The 22,251-nt window shown below is 69.6% G+C and carries 23 protein-coding genes; 8 read left to right on the forward strand and 15 right to left on the reverse strand.

Going from position 1 to position 22,251, the window contains the following annotated elements:
* Nucleotides 1-12 precede the first annotated feature (12 nt).
* Together B0293_RS27115 and B0293_RS27120 are read left to right on the forward strand one after the other, a co-directional pair.
* A complete protein-coding gene (locus B0293_RS27115) occupies nt 13-2,070 on the forward strand; it encodes an ATP-dependent DNA helicase (RefSeq protein WP_039919447.1) in 2,058 nt (685 codons plus the stop codon).
* A gap of 57 nt (nt 2,071-2,127) precedes the next feature.
* Nucleotides 2,128-2,481, forward strand: a complete 354-nt coding sequence (locus B0293_RS27120) for a hypothetical protein (RefSeq protein ID WP_039919458.1) — start codon at nt 2,128-2,130, stop codon at nt 2,479-2,481.
* A 60-nt stretch (nt 2,482-2,541) separates the two neighbouring features.
* Here the strand turns inward: B0293_RS27120 and B0293_RS27125 are convergent, their stop codons facing one another.
* The 5 genes from B0293_RS27125 to ctaD form a co-directional block, all read right to left on the reverse strand.
* Nucleotides 2,542-2,946, reverse strand: a complete 405-nt coding sequence (locus B0293_RS27125; RefSeq protein WP_005165643.1) for an OsmC family protein — start codon at nt 2,944-2,946, stop codon at nt 2,542-2,544.
* Between the two features lie 186 nt (nt 2,947-3,132).
* Entirely contained in the window at nt 3,133-4,884 is a 1,752-nt protein-coding gene (locus B0293_RS27130; RefSeq protein WP_039919445.1) for a serine/threonine-protein kinase, read from the reverse strand.
* 17 nt (nt 4,885-4,901) lie between these two features.
* On the reverse strand, nt 4,902-5,660 hold the full coding sequence (locus tag B0293_RS27135; RefSeq protein WP_005165638.1) for a peptidyl-tRNA hydrolase: 759 nt from the start codon (nt 5,658-5,660) through the stop codon (nt 4,902-4,904).
* Nucleotides 5,657-6,886 (reverse strand): phosphoserine phosphatase SerB, encoded by a 1,230-nt coding sequence (gene serB / locus B0293_RS27140; RefSeq protein WP_005165636.1) that lies wholly within the window; start codon nt 6,884-6,886, stop codon nt 5,657-5,659. The genes B0293_RS27135 and serB overlap by 4 nt, the downstream gene beginning before the upstream one ends.
* Nucleotides 6,887-6,974: 88 nt before the next feature.
* Entirely contained in the window at nt 6,975-8,753 is a 1,779-nt protein-coding gene (ctaD, locus tag B0293_RS27145) for an aa3-type cytochrome oxidase subunit I (protein ID WP_005165634.1), read from the reverse strand.
* 135 nt (nt 8,754-8,888) lie between these two features.
* On the opposite strand from ctaD, the gene B0293_RS27150 reads away from it, so the two are divergent.
* Nucleotides 8,889-9,722, forward strand: a complete 834-nt coding sequence (locus B0293_RS27150) for a phosphotransferase (protein ID WP_039919444.1) — start codon at nt 8,889-8,891, stop codon at nt 9,720-9,722.
* 466 nt (nt 9,723-10,188) lie between these two features.
* Here B0293_RS27150 and B0293_RS27155 read toward each other — a convergent pair whose 3' ends face one another.
* Entirely contained in the window at nt 10,189-11,400 is a 1,212-nt protein-coding gene (locus B0293_RS27155; RefSeq protein ID WP_039919443.1) for a glycosyltransferase, read from the reverse strand.
* 112 nt (nt 11,401-11,512) lie between these two features.
* The gene (locus B0293_RS27160) at nt 11,513-12,250 is read right to left on the reverse strand and encodes an alpha/beta fold hydrolase (protein WP_005165627.1); all 738 of its coding nucleotides are present in this window, start codon (nt 12,248-12,250) and stop codon (nt 11,513-11,515) included.
* A 40-nt stretch (nt 12,251-12,290) separates the two neighbouring features.
* Between B0293_RS27160 and B0293_RS27165 the strand changes: the two genes are divergently transcribed.
* Entirely contained in the window at nt 12,291-12,791 is a 501-nt protein-coding gene (locus B0293_RS27165; RefSeq protein WP_077241396.1) for a GNAT family N-acetyltransferase, read from the forward strand.
* An 11-nt stretch (nt 12,792-12,802) separates the two neighbouring features.
* On the opposite strand, the gene B0293_RS27170 is transcribed toward B0293_RS27165, so the two are convergent.
* Nucleotides 12,803-13,090: a hypothetical protein gene (locus B0293_RS27170; RefSeq protein ID WP_005165622.1), complete on the reverse strand. Its 288-nt coding sequence runs from the start codon at nt 13,088-13,090 to the stop codon at nt 12,803-12,805.
* A 26-nt stretch (nt 13,091-13,116) separates the two neighbouring features.
* A complete protein-coding gene (locus tag B0293_RS27175; protein ID WP_245192088.1) occupies nt 13,117-13,869 on the reverse strand; it encodes an AraC family transcriptional regulator in 753 nt (250 codons plus the stop codon).
* A 51-nt stretch (nt 13,870-13,920) separates the two neighbouring features.
* Here B0293_RS27175 and B0293_RS27180 point away from each other — a divergent pair, with 51 nt between their 5' ends.
* The gene (locus B0293_RS27180; RefSeq protein WP_005165619.1) at nt 13,921-14,484 is read left to right on the forward strand and encodes a class I SAM-dependent methyltransferase; all 564 of its coding nucleotides are present in this window, start codon (nt 13,921-13,923) and stop codon (nt 14,482-14,484) included.
* A 67-nt stretch (nt 14,485-14,551) separates the two neighbouring features.
* Here the strand turns inward: B0293_RS27180 and B0293_RS27185 are convergent, their stop codons facing one another.
* Nucleotides 14,552-15,676 carry an alkaline phosphatase family protein gene (locus B0293_RS27185; protein WP_005165617.1) on the reverse strand — a complete coding sequence of 375 codons (1,125 nt, stop codon included), beginning with the start codon at nt 15,674-15,676 and terminating at the stop codon, nt 14,552-14,554.
* A gap of 51 nt (nt 15,677-15,727) precedes the next feature.
* On the opposite strand from B0293_RS27185, the gene B0293_RS27190 reads away from it, so the two are divergent.
* Both B0293_RS27190 and B0293_RS27195 read left to right on the forward strand, forming a co-directional pair.
* Nucleotides 15,728-15,940 carry an FmdB family zinc ribbon protein gene (locus B0293_RS27190; protein WP_039919455.1) on the forward strand — a complete coding sequence of 71 codons (213 nt, stop codon included), beginning with the start codon at nt 15,728-15,730 and terminating at the stop codon, nt 15,938-15,940.
* Nucleotides 15,941-16,037: 97 nt separating this feature from the next.
* A complete protein-coding gene (locus B0293_RS27195; protein WP_005165615.1) occupies nt 16,038-16,955 on the forward strand; it encodes a mechanosensitive ion channel family protein in 918 nt (305 codons plus the stop codon).
* A gap of 34 nt (nt 16,956-16,989) precedes the next feature.
* Here the strand turns inward: B0293_RS27195 and B0293_RS27200 are convergent, their stop codons facing one another.
* Both B0293_RS27200 and B0293_RS27205 read right to left on the reverse strand, forming a co-directional pair.
* Entirely contained in the window at nt 16,990-17,373 is a 384-nt protein-coding gene (locus B0293_RS27200; protein WP_005165613.1) for a DUF6401 family natural product biosynthesis protein, read from the reverse strand.
* 62 nt (nt 17,374-17,435) lie between these two features.
* Nucleotides 17,436-18,554: a trans-sulfuration enzyme family protein gene (locus B0293_RS27205; protein ID WP_005165611.1), complete on the reverse strand. Its 1,119-nt coding sequence runs from the start codon at nt 18,552-18,554 to the stop codon at nt 17,436-17,438.
* A 59-nt stretch (nt 18,555-18,613) separates the two neighbouring features.
* Here B0293_RS27205 and B0293_RS27210 point away from each other — a divergent pair, with 59 nt between their 5' ends.
* Nucleotides 18,614-19,087, forward strand: coding sequence for an Lrp/AsnC family transcriptional regulator (locus B0293_RS27210; protein WP_005165609.1), 474 nt, complete (start codon nt 18,614-18,616; stop codon nt 19,085-19,087).
* Here the strand turns inward: B0293_RS27210 and B0293_RS27215 are convergent, their stop codons facing one another.
* The 3 genes from B0293_RS27215 to B0293_RS27225 are packed head-to-tail and all read right to left on the reverse strand — an operon-like array spanning nt 19,088 to nt 22,091.
* A complete protein-coding gene (locus B0293_RS27215) occupies nt 19,088-19,921 on the reverse strand; it encodes a YwqG family protein (protein WP_039919441.1) in 834 nt (277 codons plus the stop codon). It abuts the gene before it with no gap.
* Between the two features lie 10 nt (nt 19,922-19,931).
* Nucleotides 19,932-20,297 (reverse strand): hypothetical protein, encoded by a 366-nt coding sequence (locus tag B0293_RS27220; protein WP_005165607.1) that lies wholly within the window; start codon nt 20,295-20,297, stop codon nt 19,932-19,934.
* 18 nt (nt 20,298-20,315) lie between these two features.
* Nucleotides 20,316-22,091: a 3-hydroxyacyl-CoA dehydrogenase family protein gene (locus B0293_RS27225; RefSeq protein ID WP_039919440.1), complete on the reverse strand. Its 1,776-nt coding sequence runs from the start codon at nt 22,089-22,091 to the stop codon at nt 20,316-20,318.
* Between the last annotated feature and the right edge of the window lie 160 nt (nt 22,092-22,251).

The raw sequence follows: 22,251 nt of genomic DNA on the forward strand, positions 1-22,251 counted from the left end.
TCGTCTTGTCCCGTGCCCTCCCGTGCTGATTTCCCCGGTGTCCTCGAACTCCTGACCCACGCGGTCGAGTCCGTGGGCGGTGCCGAGCGCGAGGGCCAGGTCCAGATGGCGGACGCCGTGGGCCGTGCCATCCGCACCGGCGAGCATCTGGCCGTCCAGGCGGGCACCGGCACCGGGAAGTCGTTGGCCTATCTCGTTCCCGCGATCCGGCACGCGGTCGAGAAGGAGGCGACGGTCGTGGTCTCCACGGCCACCATCGCGCTGCAACGCCAGCTGGTCGACAGGGATCTCCCCCGGCTGGCGAAGGCGCTCAAGAAGCCACTGGGCCGCGAACCCACCTTCGCGATCCTCAAGGGCCGCCGTAACTACCTCTGTCTCCACCGGCTCGATTCCGGCGCCCCGGACGAGCCGGAGGATCAGCAGCTGTTCGACCCGTTCGCCGTCTCCCGGCTGGGCAAGGAGGTCACACGGCTGCGGGAATGGTCGTCGGACACCGAGACCGGAGACCGCGACGAGCTGGTCCCCGGCGTCTCGGACCAGGCGTGGCGCCAGGTGTCCGTCACGGCCAAGGAATGCCTGGGCGCCTCGCGCTGTCCCATCGGCACGGACTGCTTCGCGGAACGGTCCCGCGCCGAGGCGGGCAAGGCCGACGTCGTGATCACCAACCACGCGCTGCTGGCGATCGACGCGCTGCAGGGCTACCAGGTGCTCCCGGAACACGACCTGGTGATCATCGACGAGGCGCACGACCTCGTCGATCGCGTGACCTCCGTGGCGACCGGCGAGCTGACCAGCGGCATGATCTCCGCCGCCGCCCGGCGCTGCGGGAAGCTGGTCGACGACGAGGTGGCGGACCAGTTGCTCGAGTCGAGTGACGGGCTGGCCCTGATCCTCGACGACATGCCGTCGGGCCGGATGGATTCGCTGCCGCAGGCCCTCACCGGCGCGATCCCCGCGGTCCGCGACGCCGCGCACCGCTGCCTCACCTCGCTCGGCAAGGACCGGAAGGAGGACGTCGACGAGGCCACCGCCCGCAAACTGGCGCGGTCGCTGCTCGAAGAGGTCCACGACACCGCGGTCCGGCTGCTCGAAGCCTTCGACGACGACAAGGCGCATCAGCGTGATGTCGTCTGGCTGACCGGGGACCGCTTCTCCTCGAACCCGCGCCCGCCCGCGCTGAAGGTCGCTCCGCTGGGTGTCGCGGGCCTGCTCCGGGAGCGGGTCTTCAACCAGCACACGACCGTCCTCACGTCGGCGACGCTGACCCTGGGCGGCACGTTCGACACCATGGCCCGGCAGTGGGGTCTCCCGCCCGGCGGGGCCAGGGTCGAGAAGGCGCCGGGCGCGGCGACCGACAAGGCCGCCCCCGCCGACACCGACGACGCCGAAGGCCCGAAGTGGACCGGTCTCGACGTCGGCTCCCCGTTCGACCACAAACGCAACGGCATCCTCTACCTGGCCAAGCATCTGCCGCCGCCGGGCCGGGACGGGCTGCAGCCCTCGACCATGGACGAGCTGGCCGAGCTGATCGAGGCCGCGGGCGGGCGCACGCTCGGCCTGTTCTCCTCGATGCGCGCGGCGAAGCAGGCCACAGAGGAGATGCGGGAGCGGCTCGACCTGCCGATCCTCTGCCAGGGCGACGACGCCACCGGGCTGCTGGTGCAGAAGTTCTCCGAGGACGCGCGCACCTGCCTGTTCGGCACGCTGTCGCTGTGGCAGGGCGTGGACGTGCCCGGTCCGTCGCTCCAGCTCGTGGTGGTCGACAGGATCCCGTTCCCGCGCCCGGACGACCCGGTCTCGTCGGCCCGGCAGCGAGCCGTGGAGGCCAGGGGCGGCAACGGTTTCCTCACCGTCGCGGCCACGCACGCCGCGCTGCTGCTCGCCCAGGGCACCGGACGGCTGCACCGCTCGGTCACCGATCGCGGCGTCGTGGCGATCCTGGACTCACGGCTGGCCACCGCCCGCTACGGCGGATTCCTGCGCGCCTCGCTGCCGCCGTTCTGGCCGACCATGGACCCGAAGGTCGCCCGCGACGCACTACGCCGCCTCGACGCCGCCGCCCCGGCCTGAGTGGCCTGGAACACGGCCGAGTACCGTGAACGGAACGCCGAAGACAGGGAGAACCGGTTGTCCCACGAGTCGCCCAGAGCACAATCCCGGACCGTCAGCGTCGATGACACCGGAGTGCGGCGCCAGCTCGCGGACGGAAGCGAGGAAGCCGTCACGTGGTCCGAGCTGTCCGCGGTGGTGGTCAGAGTGATCCCTGAAGGCCCGTGGAAGGAAGACGTCTTCTTCATGCTCGCCGGCGCCGACGGGAAGGGCACCGCGATCCCCAGCGGCGACCCGGCCGCCGACGCGCTGATCGAGCGGCTGCAGACGTTGCCGGGCTTCGACAACGAGAAGTTCATCGAGGCCATGACCACCGACGCCGACGAGGCGTACGTGGTCTGGAGCTCCGAAGGCCACGCCGCGAAACACTGAGCCGAACGCGATGAACGGTCCTTTCCTGGCCAGGAAAGGACCGTTCATCGCGTTCGGGGCTTATTCGGTGGGGAAGCTTTCCGTGACCGGGATGCCCTTCTTGAGCGTCCGGCTCACCGTGCACAGCCGCTCGATGGCGCGGTCCACCGCCGTCGCGAGCGCCTCCCGGTCTTCGGCCGCGAGCGAGGACACGTCGACGTCGAAAGCCACGTGGACGGCGTCGAGCTCCGAAGCGCCTTCTCGCCTGTCCGCGGTCACGCCGACCCGGAACTTCGAGTCCTCGCCGATCCGGCGCGTGATGAGGTTCTCGGCGGTGACGGCCGAGCAGCCCGCCGCCGCGATCTGAAGCAGTTCTGCGGGCGAGAAGGCGCCCTCGGCACCCTTGCGGCCGATCACGACCTCGGCACCGCGTTCGTTGCGGCCGATGAACCGGTGCTCTCCGTCGCGCTGGACTTCCAAAGACACGGGCTTCCCTTTCAGTGTCTGTCGGTGAACCCGCGTCCGCGATCGACGTCGGCAGGACGTGACCTGGTCTTCCCCGTCACCGGGGCGATCGGGACGTCCTGCCACCGCGATAGCGGGGCCTTCGGCCAGGGCGGGTTCACGCGTGTGGTCACCTTCCGAACAAACGTCCCTGCTCCGCTACTCCTTTCAGAGTGGCGGCAGCCTGGGGGCGATCTCGCCGGCGAGCCGTTCCGCGGCCGGGCACATCTCCTCCGGCCGCTTGACCTTGTCCGAAACGTAGATCTCCACCGTCTCGATCATGGCACGGCCGTCACCGGTGAACGTCCGGTGCGGGATCTCCGCCTGGCAAGCCTTCCACTCGGACGAGACTTCGACGAAGGCTTCCCGCGATCCGAGAGCGACGCGCCTGCCGTCGTCCTCGAACGGCGCCCACTCGCGTTCGAACCGGATCGTCACCTCCGTCTCCCGGTGGTTCCAGTAGCACTCCCAGTTGCCGAAGACCGGATCCGGTGTGGCCGGACCGCCGACGACCGCCTGCGACAGGTTTTCGCCCAGCACGCAGGCGTCGAGACTCCCGAGTGTCCCGGCGGGGAAGGGCGCGGGACGGCGCTTGAGCGGCTCCCGGTTCAGCACGGCCACCGCGTGCGCGGCGACCGGGTCGACGAAGTCGCACAGGTGCGCGTGCCAGTTCTGGATGTGCCGGGCGTGCACCCAGACCTGGTTGCCGTCCGGCAGCGGGATGGCCCGCTGGCACTTCTCCTCGGTGTCGCTCGGCAACTCGCGCACGATCAGGCTCCCGGGGGCCGGCTTCTCCAGCATCGGTGACCCCGGAATCGTCAGTTCGAGCCGGATGTCGACGATGTCCCCGTCGTCGGGGCTCATCCGCAGCAGGATGCCGCAGGAGTTGAAGGTGCCGTCGGCGGTGTCCAGCTGAGGCGTCCCGAACCGCTTCACCACGGACGGGTCCACCAGCGCGCACGGATCCGCCGTTCGCGGGTCGCCGACCGAATCCATCGGCGTCGTGGCGGCCGCCATCGACTCCGGTTCCCTCGTGACGTAGATCAGGCCACCGGCCAGCAGCAGCGCGGCCGCGACGGCTCCGATCACGACGGCCCGCCTGGTCACCCGGAACCTTCGCGACCGCGCGGGCACGCCGACGTCCGCGATCTCGGACAGCAGTTCGGTGGCGCGGACGGCGTCCGGCCGTCCGGCGGGTTTGCGCCTCAGCAGCTCGGTCAGCACCGACGCCAGCGGTCCCGCCCGGCGGATCGGCTCCAGGGTGTACGAGGTCGCGCGCCGGAGCTGGACGAACGGCCCCACACTCGCGTCACCCCACACCGAGGTGCCCTCGACGGCGGTGAACAGCGTCGCGCCGAGCGAGAACACGTCCGCGGCGGCCCCCGCCTGCTGCCCTTCGGCCATCTCGGGCGCGACGTAGCCGGGGGTCCCGACGTCGAGGCCGCCGCCGGTGCGGGTGACCTCGGCCCACTGCGCGATGCCGAGGTCGGTGAGTTTGGCGGTGCCGTCCTCGGCCACCAGGACGTTGCCCGGTTTGAGGTCGCGGTGGACCATGCCCTTCTCGTGCATGGCCGCGAGCGCCGAGGCGAGCTGGACGCCGATCTTCGCCACCTTGCCGGGGGAAAGCGGCCCTTCGGCGTCGATGATGTCGGCGAGGCTGCGCGACGGCAGGTACTCCATGACGAGCCAGCGGTCGTCACCGTCGATCACGGCGTCGAACACGGTGACCACGTTCGGGTGATGCAGACCCGCGCCGATCCGCGCCTCACGCCGGATCTGGCCGCTGTCCCCGGCCTGCGAACGCTTGAGCGCGACGACCCGGCCCAGGTCCTGGTCGGTGGCACGCCAGACGACGCCCATCCCCCCGGCGCCGATCCGCTCCTCCAAGCGATAGCGCCCGGCAATCAGCCGGTCACCCATGCGGGGAGTATAAAAGGTCAGGCCCGTTGAGCCAGGACCGTGACTGTTCCGGGATCGACTTCGGTGAATCCGGCGTCCCGGACCGCGACGACGCCGTCACGGCGCCACGAGCCCTCGGGATCCTCGACCGGGCACAACGCCTTCCAGGTCGCGACCGGCGGGGTCCGCACCGAGCACCGGAACCCGGTCTCGGCCCAGGCCGCCCGTTCGGCCTCGTCCAGCAGCGAAGCCAGGATCATCGTCGCGTGCCCGACCTGCGCGGAGCCCTTGCCGACGGTCATCGTGACCTCGGGGTTCAGCAGCAAGCGAGGAAGTCCGGCCGGTGCGGGGCCCGGCTCGTCGGCCGGGAGCTCGCTCCCGGAGATCTGGAGCCGCGACACCTCTTTCGGCGTATCGACGACGCGGCCGGGGACCAACGCCCTGGCCTCGGCGCCGTCGACCTCGATCGTGATACCCGGCAGCTCCTGGACCGCCTGCCAGTGCGCGCCGCGGGCCCGCCGGGCCACCTTGCGGATCCGGCCGTCGACCCACGCCTTGAGCGGCTCGTGCCAGTCACCCTCGGGCGCGGCGCGATCGTCGAGGCAGACCGCGACCGCGGCCGCCGCGGCGGCCTCCAGCAACGCGGTCCGCGACGGCGGTTCGGCGCGTTCCATCCGCAGGATCACCGGCATGGCGCGGACCTCGGCGGGGTCCTCGTCGGAGGTGTCCACCGTGTCCTCGGCGGGCAGGCCCAGCCAGTACGCGTAGCGCGCGGCCAGCGGGTCCAGGACGCTCATGGCCGGGAAAGCTCGAGACCGTCGGCCGCGTCGGCCGCCTCGATCTCGGCCCTGGTGACCCCGAGCAGGAACAGCACGGCGTCGAGGTACGGATGCGAAAGCGCGGTGTCGGCGACCTCGCGCAGCGCGGGCTTCGCGTTGAAGGCGACGCCCATCCCGGCGACCGACAACATGTCGATGTCGTTCGCCCCGTCGCCGACCGCGACGCACTGCTGCAGCGAGATCTCGTACTCATCGGCGAAGCGGCGAAGCGCCTTCGCCTTGCCCGCGCGGTCGACGACCTCCCCGACCACCCGGCCGGTCAGCTTGCCGTCGACCACTTCGAGCTCGTTCGCGGCGGCGAAGTCGAGGCCGAGGTCGTCCACGAGGGACTGGATGATCTTGGTGAACCCGCCCGAAACGACCCCGCAGCGGAATCCCATCCGCTTCAGCGTGCGGATGGTCGTGCGCGCGCCCGGGGTGAGTTCGATCGACGCGGCGACCTCGTCGAGCACCGTTTCCGGGAGCCCTTCGAGCAGCGCGACCCGGCGCTCCAGCGACTCGCCGAAGTTCAGCTCGCCGCGCATCGCGGCCTCGGTGATCTCGCGGACCTGCGGTTCGACGCCGGCGTGCGCGCCGAGCATCTCGATGACCTCGCCCTGGATGAGCGTGGAATCGACGTCGAAGACGACCAGGCGCTTGGCGCGGCGGGCGAGCCCGGCCCGCTCGACCGAGATGTCGATCCCGGCTTCGACGGCGGCGTCGGCCAGCGCGGTGCGCAGCGCGGCGTCGGCCTCCGGGGTGTCCTGGGCGAGCGAGGCGTACAGCTCCAGCCCGGTCACCGGGTAGTCGGCGACACTGCGGATCGAGTCGATGTTGACGTCCAGCGCGGCGAGGCGGCGCGCGACGTCGGAGAAGGCCCGCGCGGTCACCGGGCGGCCGAGCATCAGCAGGACATGCGTCGAGTCCTTCTGGCCGATGGCGAACGGGTCGGCGCCGATGGCCGAACCGATCTTGACCTCGACCTGCATGCCGACCGACGCCATCGCCTGCTCGACGTACTCCTGCAGGCCCTCGGGGTCGCGGTACACCCCGGCCAGCACGCCGAGCACCAGCTGGCCGCGGATGACCACCTGCTCGACGTCGAGGACGTCGACGTCGTGGCGCGACAGCACGGCGAACAGCACCGAGGACACGCCCGGCTTGTCAGGACCGGTGGTGGTGATGAGAACTGGTGTCTGCGTCACGGGCGTCAGTCTTCCTTAGCCGGACACGAAAAAGGCGCGTGCCTTGCCTCGGTGTGAGGCAGGGCACGCGCCATTTCCGCTTATCGGGTCACTTCTCGCTGGAGTTGTCCTTGGAGTGGTCACCCGGCATGGCCGCCTCGGTGAGCACCTGGGACGGCGCCCGGTGGGTGTTGACCTTCTGCTTCCCGAAGAAGCCGATCTCACCCTCCTTGTGGATGCGCTCGACCATATGCGGGTAGTGCAGCTCGAACGCCGGCCGCTCGGACCGGATCCGGGGCAGCTCGGTGAAGTTGTGCCGCGGCGGCGGGCAGGACGTCGCCCATTCGAGCGAGTTGCCGTAGCCCCACGGGTCGTCCACCGTGACGATCTCGCCGTACCGGTAGCTCTTGAAGACGTTCCAGATGAACGGCAGCGTCGAGGCACCGAGGATGTACGCGCCGATCGTGGAGATCGTGTTCAGCGTCGTGAACCCGTCGGACTGCAGGTAGTCCGCGTACCGGCGCGGCATGCCCTCGGCACCCAGCCAGTGCTGCACGAGGAACGTCGCGTGGAAGCCGATGAACGTGGTCCAGAAGTGCCACTTGCCGAGCTTCTCGTCCATCATGCGGCCGGTGATCTTCGGGAACCAGAAGTAGATCCCGGCGAACGTGGCGAACACGATCGTGCCGTAGAGCACGTAGTGGAAGTGCGCGACGACGAAGTAGCTGTCCGACACGTGGAAGTCGATCGCCGGCGCGGCCAGCATGATGCCGGTCAGACCGCCGAAGAGGAACGTGACGATGAAGCCCATCGAGAAGATCATCGGCGTCTCGAAGGACAGCTGGCCCTTCCACATCGTGCCGATCCAGTTGAAGAACTTCACGCCGGTCGGGACCGCGATCAGGAAGGTCATGAAGGAGAAGAACGGCAGCAGCACGGCGCCGGTCGCGTACATGTGGTGCGCCCACACGGCCACCGAGAGCGCGGCGATCGCCAGCGTCGCCCAGACCAGGCCCTTGTACCCGAAGATCGGCTTGCGGCTGAAGACCGGGAAGATCTCAGACACGATCCCGAAGAACGGTAGGGCCACGATATAGACCTCTGGATGGCCGAAGAACCAGAAGAGGTGTTGCCAGAGGATCACGCCGCCGTTCGCGGGGTCGAACACATGCGCCCCGAGATGCCGGTCCGCCAGCAGGCCCATCAGCGCCGCGGTCAGGATCGGGAACGCCAGCAGGATCAGGATGCTGGTGACCAGGATGTTCCAGGTGAAGATCGGCATCCGGTACATCGTCATACCCGGGGCGCGCAGGCAGACCACCGTGGTGATCATGTTGACGCCACCGAGGATGGTGCCGAGACCCGACACGACCAGACCGGAGATCCACAGGTCGGCGCCGACGCCGGGCGAGTGGATGGCGTCCGACAGCGGGGTGTAGGCGAACCAGCCGAAGTCGGCGGCGCCACCCGGGGTCAGGAAGCCGGACATCACGATCAGGCCGCCGAAGAGGTACAGCCAGTACGAGAACGCGTTCAGCCGCGGGAAGGCCACGTCGGGCGAACCGATCTGCAGCGGCAGCACGAAGTTCGCGAATCCGAAGAGGATCGGCGTCGCGTACAGCAGCAGCATGATCGTGCCGTGCATCGTGAACAGCTGGTTGTACTGCTCCTGCGAAAGGAACTGCTGCCCGGGACGCGCCAGCTCGGAGCGGATCAGCATCGCCATCGCGCCGCCCACCATGAAGAAGGCGAACGACGTGACCAGGTACATGATGCCGATTTGCTTGTGGTCCGTCGTGCGGAACAACCGCAGCAGGTACGAACCCTTAACCGACTCGCGCGCGGGATACGGGCGCGTGGCGATCGGCTTGGGGGCTACGGCCGTCACTCCTGCCTCCAACACTCAAACCTTGTGGTGGTCAATGTTCTGCCGTCGGCCGGGTTCGGGACCCATTTCGGCGGCTAGTGGGGATCGTAGCCCTCACTACCCACCGTCGCGCGCACCGGCTGGCAAGATCGCACCGTGACCGACCGCTACACACGCGAGGGAGTGGCCGCGGCCATCGCTGTCGGTGACCGGTTCGGGCTCCCGACAGCTGCTCCCGATGTCGTGCATTTCAAGTCGAACGTGCTGGTGAGACTGGGTCCGGTGGTGGCGCGGGTGCCGGGCACGACGCGGTTCGCCCGTCCCTCCCCTGTGGACTGGCTCGCGCGCGACGTCGAGCTGTCCAGGTACCTCACGGAACGTGATGTGCTCGTCGTCTCACCCACCACGGATCCCCCGGCCGGACCGCATTTCGCCGGCGGCCTTCCGGTCACTCTCTGGCATTACACGCCGCACGAGCCGGGGCACACCCTGTCGCCGTCCGAGGTGGCGGTTTCGCTCGCCCGGGTGCACGACGCGCTCGCGGACTACCCCGGCGAGCTGCCCGAACTCGGACCGGTCCGTGAACTGCGGACCCTGCTCGACCGGAACGGCTCACTATTGGGCGACGCCGCGCCCCGGCTGTACGAAGAACTCGAACGGGTCGCGGCCGCCCTGCCGACGGACGACGCCCGGCCGCTGCACGGAGACGCCCATCGGGGGAACGTCGTCGCGACGGCGGCCGGGCCGTGCTGGCTGGACTTCGAGGACACCTGGCGCGGACCGCTCGGCTGGGACCTCGGCGTGCTCTACGCCGAGGCCGGGCGCGCCACTTTGGACGCGTACCCGGCGGAGGTCGCGCCCGAGTCGCTGGAGCCGTTCATCGCGCTGCGACGGTTGTTCGAGATCCCCTGGCGGTTCGTGATCGCGCAGCGGTTCCCGGAGCGGCGCGGAGAGGCCGAAGCGGCCCTGGCGCGCTACCGGTGGTCGTGACTCGCGTGCCCGAACCCGTAACTCGCGTGATCAGACACGTGACTCGCGTGATCAGACACGGAACACCCGAGTGCGGCGTCCAGTCACGTGAGTTCCGGGTTCAAGCACGCGAGTCACGGGTTCGCCCTGACCGTGAACCACCGCGTTCAGAGGACTATTGAGAGGTAAGTCGAAGGTGGCGTGTTCAGTCGCTTGCCCGTACGCCGACTTCGGGTGTTGCGAAAGCCACTTTCGCAACGTTGAAGGTTGCGAAAGTGGCTTTCGCAACGCTTGGGGGACTTCGCCGCCCACGAGGACCGCAAGCCCCACGGCAAAGGGGACTTTCCTCTCGTGCAATGAGGGAAAAGCCCCTTCACCTCGCTGATCACTGCCGAACACCGGTCCGTGAAGGCCTCCTTGAGGGACCCAGAGTCCCTCAAGGAGGCCTTCACGGACTTGGCATCCGACAGGACACCTTGCCCTCCCCTCAACAACTGCGGGAGATCAGCAACTTCGCGGCCACATCGACACCGTCGGTCCGCACCTCACCTCCGACTTGAGCGGCGCGCGAAGCGACGTCGGGCCGGAGCACCTCCTCCAAAGCGAGCGTCAGCGCCTCGGCCGACGGCTCCCCCGTGATCGAGGTCCCCACCCCGAGGTCACGGACGCGCTGCGCGAAGTAGGGCTGGTCGAACATCTGCGGAACGAGCACTTGCGGCACCCCCGCCCGGGTCGCCGCCGTGGTCGTCCCGGCGCCGCCGTGGTGCACGACCGCCGCGACACGGGGGAAGAGCGCCTGCTGGTTGACGTCCCCGATCGCGAGGCAGTCGGGTTCGTCGTCGATCAGCGCCAGCCCGGTCCAGCCGCGGAACACGATCGCCCGCCGTCCGTGCGCCCTCGCCGCCTCGATCATCGCCTTCTCGATCTCCTCGGGCGCGCGGATGCTCCCGAAGCCGAAGTAGACCGGCGGTTCCCCGTCGTCGAGGAACGCCTCCAGTTCCGGGGACAGCGGACTGTGGTCCGGCAGGATCCAGGCGCCGGTCTGGTGCACGTCCAGGGCGGACGGTCCCCGCCACGGCGCCAGCACCGGATCGGCGGCCAGCCACGGCGCCTCGGTGAAGATGTGCCCTCGGACGTCGTCGACCGGCGGCAGGCCGAGCAGTTTCCGCCGCGCGCCGAGCACGCCGCCCCACTGCTCGTTCCACCGTTCCGCGTCGTCGGCCCACAACGCCGGTATGGCGGCGTCGGGATTCTTCGGCGCCCATCCCGTGAAAACGGGCGGACGATGGTGCAGGGAAGGCAGCGTTATCGGGCAGTAGGCGGTGAAGAAATAGGGAATGCCTTTTCGCTCGGCCACCGAATGGGCGGCGATGTTCAACGCCATTCCCGCGACGACGGCGTCGCATCCCTCGGCCGCCTCCGGCATCGTCTCGAACTGGTCGACGACCATGGCCTCGGCCATCTGGCGCCGCCCCTCGGGGGTGGCCATCGCCTTGGTCATCGCGGAATCCGGCTTCGCCGTCGACCGGAGTTCCGGCCCCAGCGGGGCGAAGGAGATCCCGAGACCTTCGGCCCAGTCCCGGAAATCCGGCGGCGCGCAGAGCCGGACCTCCTGGCCTAGTTCCCGCAATCGCACAGCCAGCGCGACCAGCGGCTGCACTTCACCCCTCGTCCCGATAGTGGACAGGAGTACACGCATGGGAATCCCCCTTCGGCAAATACGTGAAGGCGGAAATTGTGGACCGGGAATGGGGGCTTGCCGCAAGTCCCCCTGTCCGCTATACCTTGGAAGGGGCAAGGGGAAACGTTTCTTACGCGGGGTACCAGCCCAAGATCGCCTCGACGACTCCGGCAGGATCCTCCAGCGGCGTCAGATGTCCCGCTTCGGGCAGCACCACCAAGGTCGCGTCCGGCAGCGCTTCCACCAGCGTGTTCGCCGCTTCCACCGGGGTCAGGCCGTCCTCTTCGCCGACCACGACCAGTGCCGGCACGTCCGCAGAGCGCAGCGTTTCGAGCGAATCGGGCCGGGTCGCCATCGCGCGCGCCGCCCACGCGATCCCCGCCGCCGGCTGTGTCGTGATCAGTTCGCGAAGCCGCTCCACGACTTCCGGTGCGGCTTTCCCGGCGAGCAGGCCGGGCGTGACGGCCTCGGGCATCCACCCGGCGCCTTCCGCCTCGACCCGGGCCGCGACGTCGTACCGGCCCTGCACGGCCTCGGGGGTGTCCGCCGTCGCCTTCGTGTCGATGAACACGAGGCCGCCCACACGTTCCGGGGCGAGGCGCAGCACCGCCATCGTCAGATAGCCGCCCATCGAGCAGCCGCCGAGGACGACCTTGTCCAGGCCGAGCCGGTCGAGCAGCGCCACGACGTCGCGGGCGGCGTCGTCCAGGTTCGGCTCCCGGTCGGTCTCCGGCAGCGGGCTGCGGCCGAGGCCGCGCTGGTCGGGGGTGATCAGCCGCAGGCGTTCGCCGAGAGGCGCTCGCACCCCGTCCCACATGCGGGCGTCGACGGGGAAGGCGTGCAGCAGTACCAGCGGGAGATCCTTCATGGCGATAATTCTGTCGCACCCCCGCGCTACCGTCAGATCCGTGCTGACAGACATCAAGACGGAGAGGTTGCTGCTGCGGCGGCTGCGCGAGGCGGACCGCGAGAACATCGTCGCGCTGCAGGCCGATCCGGAGACGAACAAGTTCAACCCGGTTCCGCACACCGTCGAGGGTGCGAACGAGCTATACGACGCCTGGCTGAAGCAGTGGGCCGAACACGGATTCGGCTATCTCACGGTGTCCGCTTTGGACGATCCCGAGGTGATCCTCGGCTTCGGCGGCGTCCGGTATCACGAATGGAACGGCGAGCGCGTGCTGAACCTCGCGTATCGCTTCTGGCCGTTCACCTGGGGCAAGGGCTACGCGACGGAGATGGCGGCGGCCGTCGTCGAGTGGGCCGAGCGGGAGCTCCCCGAGGTCCCGGTGATCGCCAACATCATGGTGTCCAACGAACCGTCGGTCCGGGTCGCCGAGCGGCTCGGCTTCAAGATCCACACGGAGGAGGAATACGAGGGAGCACCTTCACTGCACCTGCGGCGCTGAACCTTCGGCGATCACCAGCGGCCCGGGCGGCGCCGGGACCGCGCTTCCCAGCACGGCTTGTGCCAATGGCGGCGGTCGGCGACCCCGCCGGTGTCGTCGGCGGGCCAGACGACCAGATGCGGGATCCCCGGCCGGATCTCGTGGTCGCAGCCGGGACAGCGATAGTCCTTGGTGGCCTGCGCGCCGGGCACCGTCCGGACCAGCCATTCCCCGTCGGTGGCCGATTCCGAACGCGCCCAGCCGGTGGACGCGCCGAGGTCCGGTCGTCCACCGCGGTCGGGCCGATTACGTCGAGGCACCCAGAAACCGTAACCGGAGGCCTGGTTCAGCCGTCGAAGTAGGCGCCCGGCGTCACCCCGACCGCCCGGCGGAAGGCGACGACGAACGCGCTCGGCGAGGAGTAGCCGATCCGGCGGGAGACCGCGGTCAGCGGCAGCCCCTCGGCCAGCAGCGGCAGCGACGCGCGTAACCGGGCCTGCACCCGCCACGCGCCGAACGTCGTCCGGCACTCGGTGAGGAACAGCCGCGCGAGCGTGCGCTCGCTCGCCCCCGCGCCGTGCGCGAAATCCGCGAGGCCGCGGCGGTCCGCCGGATCGGCGATCACCGCCCGCGCGACGGTCAGCGCCCGTTCGTCGGACGGCATCGGCACGGCGATCGGCACGACGTCCACCGGTTCGAGCAGGTCGAAGGCGACGGCCTCGGCCCGGCGGCGCGCGTCGTCGGCGAGGTCGGCCGCGCCGAGGTGCTCCAGCAGTTCCCGCAGCAGCGGGCGGACGGCGACGAGCGTCGGCGCGGGCCAGTGCACCGGGCACCGGTCCTGCGCGGCGTAGATCCCGCGCAGCACGGTCTGCGCGGTGGCACCGGTCCGGTGGACGACACCGGCGGGGATCCACAGCGCCCGCGTCGGCGGCAGTACCCAGTGCCGATCGCCGACGTTCACGCTCAGGATCCCGCGCGCCGCCCAGGCGAGCTGGTGGCCGTCGTGCTCGTGCCAGGGAAGCCACGTGCCCGCGGGCAGGTCCATCTCGCCGAGCACCATCGCCGTCGGCATCGGCGGCAGGAGTCCGATACTCGACATCACTTGGCAGCCTATCGCCTACCGGTCACCGTTAGCTTCGGATTCATGCCGATGAACCTGGTGCACCGCAAACTGTGCAGTTCCGCGCTGTGGGCGAAAGCCGTCGCCGCCGAGATGCCGGGCAACGTCGCCGGATACGACCTCGGCGACTCCGTGCTGGAGATCGGCCCCGGCTTCGGCGCGACCACCCGGGCGCTCGTCGGGCTCGTCCCCCGGCTCACCGCCATCGAGATCGACGAGGCGTCGGCGGAGCTGCTGAAGCGGGAGTTCGACGGCCGGGTCCGGATCGTCCAGGGCGACGGCGCCGCGATGCCCTTCGAGGACGGCGAGTTCTCATCGGTCGTCTGCTTCACGATGCTGCACCACGTGCCGACGACGGCCTTGCAGGACGCGATCTTCGCCGAGGCGTTCCGCGTGCTCCGTCCCGGCGGAGTCCTGCGCGCCATGGACAGCCTGGAGAGCTTGCCGTTCCGGCTCCTCCACATCGGCGACACGATGAACGCGCTCGACCCGGTCTCGGTCTGGCCCCGGCTCACCGACGCCGGATTCACCGGCATCAAGGTCGACCACGTCCCGAAGCGCTCCGTGAGCTTCTCGGCCCGGAAACCCACCTGACGCGTTTCGTCCTCTGAATGCGGTAGTTGCACGCGCAAGGACCGCATTCAGGGGACGAAACGCGGGGTCAGCCGCGAGCGAGGACCAGGGGGACGAGTTGTTCGGCCGGAGTCAGCGAGCCGTGCTGACCGACCAGGGAGGACTCGACGGCCTCGGCCAGTTCCCGCACCAGCCCGAAACGCCCCTTCGACGCCACGACGACGTCGCCGATGCGCGGCCGGACCCGATCGGCGACCGGTCCGAACCATCCCGCCTCGACGGCCTCGTCGCGCGAGAGGGTCCACGCCCGGTCACCGATCACCTCGCGCCAGGCCGCCAGGACGTCGGCTTCCGCGCCCGGTTCGCTGTAGACGTGCCGCGCCCGGACCTCGCCCCCGATCGCCCGGACGCCACCGAGCAGCGCGGGGGTTTCGTCGATGTCGAGCGCGCCCTCGACGGTCACCATGCCGTGGTCGGCCACGACGGCGAGGAGCGCGCCGGACGGAAGACCGTCCACGATGGACTCGACCAGCCTGTCGACGTGCCGCAGCTGCATCCGCCACGGTGACGAACCCGGGCCGTAGATGTGCCCCAGCATGTCGAGTTCGCTGTGATAGCCCCAGCAGAACGCCGGCCTCGCTTCGAGGCAGTGCAGGACGCAGGCGGCCAGGTCACCGAGCGCGTGGACGCCGATGTAGCGAGCGCCGGACTGGGTCGCGCGGGTCAGCGCGGTGTCGGCGAACTTCGCCGAAGACACCACGCTGGTCGTGATCCCGGCGGCCGCCGCGCGCTCGAACGTCGTCGGCAGCGGCTGCACCTCGCGCGGCGGCAACGCGCCGCGGAGATCCCCGCCGTCCACATGACTGCTCCAGCGCAGCGCGTTCAGGACACCGGCGCCCGGCACCTCGAAGCTGTAGCCGACCAGGCCGTGCTCCCCCGAGGCCAGCCCCGTGCCGATCGCGCCGAGACCGGCGGCCGTCGTCGCCGGGAAACCGACCCGCAGCGGCGACTTCGCCAGTTGCGTGAGCACGGGAGCGTCGGTGGCGTGTTCGGCCAGCAGTTCCCAGCCGAGACCGTCGATGAGCAGGACACAGGCGCTGGAGGCCTCGACAAGGCTCAGCGTGTTGGCGAACTCGGTGGCGCCGAGGGCGGAAAGCACGGACGGGACGACTTGGCCGAGGTGCGGCACATGCGCCGCGACAGGCAGTTCCACCCGGCCAGCTTGCCATCCCGGGCACGAAAAGGAGATGGGATAATGCCGGGCATGCCGACTTACGCCTACCGCTGCCGCGAATGCGCCGGGACCTTCGAACTGCTGCGGCCGATGAGCGAGTCCGGTGCGCCCGCGCAGTGCCCGGAGGGCCACCAGGACACCGTCAAGCTGCTGACGACCGTCGCGCTGACCGGGTCGGCGTCCGGTCCTGCGCCCGTTCCCGCCGGTGGCGGTGGCTGCTGCGGGGGCGGCTGCTGCAGCTGACCACTCGACCGAGTGACGTAACGTGTGATAGCCCGTTTGGCGGGTACCCCCTTCCCACCAGTCTGGAAGCTCCAGTGGTGGGAAGGGAGAACGTCCAGTGGCCACATCAGCACTGGCGGCCGTCGATTTCGGTCAAGGCGTGTCCAGCGCCTGGAGTTCGGTCGCCACCTTCGTCCCGAAACTGCTCGCGTTCCTGGTCATCCTGTTCATCGGCTGGCTGATCGCCAAGGCGATCTCCAAGGCCGTGAGCATGGTGCTGGAGAAGGTCGGGTTCAACCGGCTCCTCGAACGCGGGGGCTTCAAGCAGATGCTCGCGCGGAGCCAGTTCGACGCGTCGAGCATCATCAGCAAGATCGTCTACTACGCGATCCTGCTGATCGCCCTGCAATTCGCGTTCGGCGTCTTCGGACCGAACCCGGTGAGCTCGCTGCTCAACGACATCGTCGCCTGGCTGCCGCGCGCCATCGTCGCGATCGTCATCGTGGTGATCGCCGGCGCGATCGCCAAGGCGGTCAAGGACCTGGTGGGCAACGCCCTCGGCGGCGTCTCCTACGGCAAGGTGCTCGCCACCATCGCCTCGGTGTTCATCTGGGGCCTCGGCGCGATCGCCGCGCTGAACCAGATCGGGGTGGCCACCGCGGTCACGCTGCCGGTGCTGATCACCGTGCTCGCCACCATCGGCGGGATCGCCGTCGTCGGTGTCGGCGGCGGCCTGATCAAGCCGATGCAGCAGCGCTGGGAGACCTGGCTCGGCCGGGCCGAGGCCGAGATCCCCGCCGCGAAGGCGCAGGCCGAGGCATACCAGCGCGGTCGTGAGGACGCCGGCCGTTCGGGTGAAGTGCCGACCGAGCGGACGACCGCCCAGCCGGTGCCCGCCGGGCATCACGCGGCCGATCCGAACGCGATGACGCAGCACCAGCAGTTCCCGCCCAGCCAGGGTCAGGTGCCCCAGCACCAGGATCCCGGCCAGCGGCCCCCCGGTGGGTCAATGCCCCCTCCGCCGGAGTACCGCTGACCTTCCACGGGAGCGGGTGGGGCGTCCGGCCGCCCTACCCGTTCCCGGTCGGCCGGGTCCGCTGCTCGTCCATCGTGGCGGCCAGCGAGCACACGCCGACCAGGCGCGCGGTCAGCCAGTCGCTGCTGTTCCAGGCGGTCAGATCGGCCGGGGCGCGGAACGTCCAGCCCTTGGCCTTCGCCTCGTCGAGCAGCCCGCGCGTGTAGCCGGCGAGCAGCACCACCCCGGCGACCGCCGCCGAACCTTCGACCCCGGCCGCGAGGATGTCCCGTACCGCCGCCGAGTGCTGATCGAAGACGGCCGAAAGCCCGGGAAGAGCCGCCGCGGCGGCCAGCCCCGCCACCCCGATCTGCTGGTGCAGCCGGGAAAGCGTGCTACGAGCCGAAGATTCCACCCAGGACGAGACCAGATCTTTCACCCGACCAGGTTAACCAGACCAGGAGATTTGTCGACATCCCGGTGATCACGATCGCAGTGATCTCAGCAGGCCTTGAGCGCCTGATCCAGGTCGTGCCACAGATCCTCGACGTCCTCCAGGCCCACCGACATGCGGATGAGCCGGTCGGTGACGCCCGCGCCGCGCCGGTCGTCCTCGGCGACGATCCGGTGACTGATCGACGCGGGATGCTGGATGAGCGAGTCCACGCTGCCGAGGCTGACGGCCGGGGTGATCAACCGGACCGCGCCGATGAGCGCGTGCGGATCGCCGTCGACCTCGAACGCGATCAGCGGACCGCCGAGGGCCGGGTAGTGGACGGCGCTCACGTTCGCGTGACCGCGCAGCCGCTCGACGAGTTCGGCGGCCGTGGCGGACGCGGCGTTGACCCGCAGCGGAAGTGTCGAAAGACCGCGAAGCAGCATGTACCCGGCCAGCGGGTGCAGCACGCCACCGGTGGCGAAGCGGATCTGCCGCAGCATCCCGGCGTCTTCGGCGTTGCAGGCGACCACGCCGCCCATGACGTCGCCGTGGCCGCCGAGGAACTTGGTCGCGCTGTGCAGCACGAACCGGGCCCCGTGGCGTCCGGGCCGCTGGAGCACGGGAGTCGCGAAGGTGTTGTCGACCAGCACCGGGACCTCGCCCGCGGCGCGCACGATCTCGGCGATGTCGACCTCGCGCAGGGTCGGGTTCGCGGGGGTTTCGAGCAGCACCAGCCCGGTGTCGGGGCGCAGCACCGAAGCGACGCCTTCCGGATCCGCCCAGGTCACCTCGGTGCCGAGCAGCCCGGACGTGAGCATGTGGTCGGTGCAGCCGTAGACCGGCCGGACGGCGACGACGTGCCGTTTGCCCTGCGCGACGGCGGCGAGCAGCGAGGCCGACACCGCGGCCATGCCGGTGGCGAACGCGACGGCGTCCTCGAACCCTTCGAGTTCGGCCAGCGCCTTCTCGAACCGCTCGACGGTCGGGTTGCTCAGCCGCCCGTAGACCGGGAGCCCCGACAGCGAACCCGTGGAGGCGAACTCGTCGATGCGGCCCGCCTCTTCGACGCTGTCCCGCGACGGGTAGGTCGTGGACAGGTCGAGCGGAGCGGCGTGGACGCCGAGGTCCGTGAGATCGTCACGGCCGGCGTGGACGGCTCGGGTGCGCAGCGTTGCGGTCATGCCCCAGATGGTGCGATTTTCTCCGAATCACACGCAATATCCTCGGATATCATTCGCCAATGTCGGATTCTGTCGAACTGAGCACGGTCGACCTGCGGATTCTGCGGCTTCTTCAGAACGACGCACGGATCTCGAACAAGGATCTCGCGGCCGAGGTCGGCGTCGCGCCCTCGACCTGCCTCGACCGCGTCAACCGGCTGCGCGAGCTCGGGGTGATCACCGGCCAGCGCGCGGAGGTGGACGCCGCCAAGCTCGGCCGCCCGCTCGAAGCGCTCCTGTTCGTCCAGGTCCGCCCGCACCGGCGGGCGCTGGTCGACTCGTTCGTCGGGCATCTGCTCGCGCTGCCCGAGGTCCGCGCCGTCTACCACCTGACCGGCCCGGACGACTTCCTCGCGCATGTCGCCACCGCTTCGGCGACCGAGCTGCAACGGCTGGTCCTCGACGAACTGACCGCGCGCGACGAGGTCGCCAGGGTGCACACGAACCTGGTCTTCCAGCACTGGAGCGGGGGACCTTTGCTCCCGCCAGCCTGATCAGTCGATGCGGACCTTGACCGGATGCGTGACGTCGGCCGGGCAGGTGAAGATGTTCAGCACGCCCTGGTGGAAGAACGACCAGCCCGCCGGTTCGCCCTCGGTGACCTCGCACCCGCAGCCGACCTCGTGTTCCTCCGTGGCCAGCGCGATGGTCTGCCGCAGTTCGGCGCCGCATTCCCGGCAGCCCAGGTCGACGCGGTCGGCCCCGGACCAGGCCGTCCAGCCGCCGATCTTCGAGTAGTGGTCCAGCTCCGGCCAGCCCTCCGGGTCGTCGCTCGCGCCCTCGGGGATGCCGAGCGCGGCGCGGGTCTCCTGCGGGAAGTCGCAGAGCCGGGGCAACTCGTCGATCGAGCACGGTTCGAAGACGCACTGCTCCGGCAGGAAGCCGGCTTCGGCGCCCTCGGGCGCGGGCGGCGGGACCGCGATGTCCCCGACCTCGGCGGAATCACGCCAGACCAGCCGGACCGCGGGCCCCCGGTGGTACGGGCTGTCGTGCTCCAGCGGGCAGAACAGGATCTGCAGGACGTCGGTGCCCTCCGGGAAGGGCAGCTCCGGGAAGTCGTCGCGGAAGAACTGCGCCGCGCTGACCATCACCGGGACCGGGCCGTCGAGCGGATGCCCGCTCCGCCACGCGTCGTCGGACGCGTCCGGGTCCGGCGGCCAGGTCACCGGGCATTCCGGCCACGGCTCTTCCCCAGGCCAGAGCAGCGGGCCACCGAAATGGCTCTCGTCCGGGCGAGGCTCTCCCGGCGCGGGGTGCAGCCGGATGGCCGTCCGGACCAGGTCGTTCAGGCCGGGGATGGGCACCCCGTCGTATGTCAGCTGGCGCACCCAGGCGAGCTTAGAGGTCCGGCAGCGGATCTTCAGGTTTTGCCGCGTCCCGCATGATTTCCGCGTCGGCGGCGTGGACGACCGGGACGTACTCGTCGTCGATCTCGTAGTCGATGCCGTTGAACTTGAACCACGGGACCGTCGAGGTGTCGACCGGCCCGATCCGCTGGTTCCGCAGACCCGTCGAGACGACGCTTTTCGGCGTCTTCCGGCTCAGGCGTCCGGTCGTCATGATCGTGATCGTCTTGCGGGTGACCGCGAAGAACACGCCGGGATTGGTACTCCCGAAGACGTCGGCTGGGAACACGTAGTGGATCTCGTCGTCCGGATCGAGGAACTCCGCGATCCGCTTCCTGACCCCCGAGGAAACCGGCATGTCTCCCAAGGTAGCGAACTAGCGGGCCGAGTAGTCCTTGAATCCCTTCCCGGTCTTCCGGCCCAGCCGACCGGCGGTCACCAGGTGCTCCAGCAGCGGCGCGGGCGCGAAGCCCTCTTCGCGGAACTCGTTGTACAGGGTCCGCTGGATCGCCAGCGAGACGTCCAGCCCGACGACGTCGAGCAGTTCGAACGGTCCCATCGGCAGCCCGCAGCCCACCTTCATCGCGGTGTCGATGTCGTCGGCCTCCGCGTAGTGCGCTTCGAGCATCTTCACCGCGTCGTTCAGGTACGGGAACAGCAGCGCGTTGACGATGAACCCGGCGCGGTCGCCGCAGTGCACGGGGTGCTTGCCCACCGCCCCGCAGACGGCGTCGACGGTCGCGATCACGTCGGGCGCGGTGGCGATGGTCGAGACGATCTCGACGAGTTTCATCACCGGAGCCGGGTTGAAGAAGTGCACGCCGACCACGTCCGAAGGCCGCGAGGTGGCGGCCGCGCATTCGATGACCGGCAGTGAGGACGTCGTCGTCGCCAGGACGGCGCCCGGCTTCACGACGTCGTCGAGCGCGGCGAAAACGGCCTGCTTGACGGCCAGGTCCTCGGCCACCGCTTCGACGACGAGGTCGACGTCGGCCAATTCGTCGAACTCCACCGCCGGCGAGATCCGGCCGAGCGCGGCGGCTGCGTCCTCTTCGGACAGCTTGCCCTTGACGACGGCCTTGTCCAGCGACTTCTTCACCCGCGCGACCGACGCCGCGGCCTTCTCCGCGCTCCGTGCCCGCAGGATGACCTCGTAACCGCGTTTCGCGAACACCTCGACGATGCCGGTCGCCATGGTCCCGGTCCCGACGACGCCGACCTTGCGCACCGCTCGCGGCGTCACGGTGTCCACTGTGGACTTCGTGACCGCGTCGGTCACCGTCGGCGAGTCGGGTTCGTCGTAGGCGTAGAAGCCCTGTCCCGTCTTCCGGCCGAGCAGCCCCGCGGTGATCATCTGCTTGAGCAGCGGCGCGGGCGCGTGCAGCCGGTTGCGCGACTGGTGGTACATCGTGTCGAGGATCTCGTACGCGGTGTCCAGCCCGATGAGATCCAGCAAAGCCAAGGGCCCCATGGGATATCCACAGCCGAACCGCATCGCCGCGTCGAGGTCCTCCCGCGTGGCGTAGCGCTGCTCGTACATTCGCACGGCGTGGTTGAGATACCCGAAGAGCAGGGCGTTCGCGATGAACCCGGCGCGGTCGCCGATCACCACCGGTGTCTTGCCGAGCCGTTCGGCGAACGCGACGACGTCGGTGATCACGTCGGGTTCGGTGACCACGGTGCGGACGATCTCGACCAGTTTGAGGATCGGCGCCGGGTTGAAGAAGTGCATCCCGACGACCTTGCCCGGCCGCGCGGTGTGCACGCCGATCTCGGTGATCGACAGCGAAGAGGTGTTGGACACGAAGATCGTGTCCGGTCCGGTGATCTTGTCCAGCTCGGCGAAAACGTCGGATTTCGCTTCGAGGTTCTCCGGGATGGCCTCGATCACCAGGTCCACATCGGACAGTTCGCTCAGCGACGTCGTGTAGCGGATCCGGCCCAGCAGCTCGGTCCGGCCGCCGTCGTCGAGCTTGCCGCCGGACACCGCCCGTTCGGTCGAATGCTCCAGATGGCCCCGGCCCCGGTGCACGCCGTCGTCGTCGATCTCGACCGCGACGACGGACACGCCACTCCTCGCGAGCACCTCGGCGATCCCGGCGCCCATGGTGCCGAGACCGATGACTCCCACACTCGAGATTTCCCGCGCCACAACCGGCCTCCGGAGGTTACTCGCTGGTAGTTTCTCCGATCGTGCCATGCCGGGGCGCGGAAAGCAGCCGCTGTCACCCTCCGAATCGAGTAAGTGTCACTCGCGGACGAGGGCTGAAGGACGCTTTCCCCGCATGGCATGCGGGGAAAGCGCGGCGGTC

Source organism: Amycolatopsis azurea DSM 43854 (assembly GCF_001995215.1).
Classification (GTDB): domain Bacteria; phylum Actinomycetota; class Actinomycetes; order Mycobacteriales; family Pseudonocardiaceae; genus Amycolatopsis; species Amycolatopsis azurea.